The 278-nt window shown below is 67.3% G+C and carries 1 protein-coding gene; it reads left to right on the plus strand.

Annotated elements, in window-relative coordinates; all coding sequences use genetic code 11:
• Positions 1-278, plus strand: a 278-nt coding sequence (locus EN845_RS35190) for a nucleotidyltransferase domain-containing protein (RefSeq protein WP_189587469.1), incomplete at both ends; no start/stop codon positions are given.

A 278-nucleotide genomic window follows, 5' to 3' on the forward strand; every position in this document is an offset into this window, starting at 1 on the left:
AGCTGTTCTACCTGATCCGGCCGATCGTCGCGCTGGACTGGATGGAACAGCGCGACTTCGCCAGGCTGCCGCCGATGAACATGGTCGACTGCCTGGCCGAGACCGCGGTTCCGGCACAGGCGGCCAGTGAAATTCGCCGGCTGATCGAGAAGAAGCGCGAGACGCGCGAGCTGGGCACCGGGCCTATCCCGGCCGCGATCGCGCGCTATCTCGAAGCGCGCTATGGTCATCACGAGATGAACCTGGCCGGTTCGGTCCGCGACGAGGCGCGGCAGGCG

Source organism: Mesorhizobium sp. M8A.F.Ca.ET.202.01.1.1 (assembly GCF_004791595.1).
GTDB lineage: Bacteria > Pseudomonadota > Alphaproteobacteria > Rhizobiales > Rhizobiaceae > Mesorhizobium.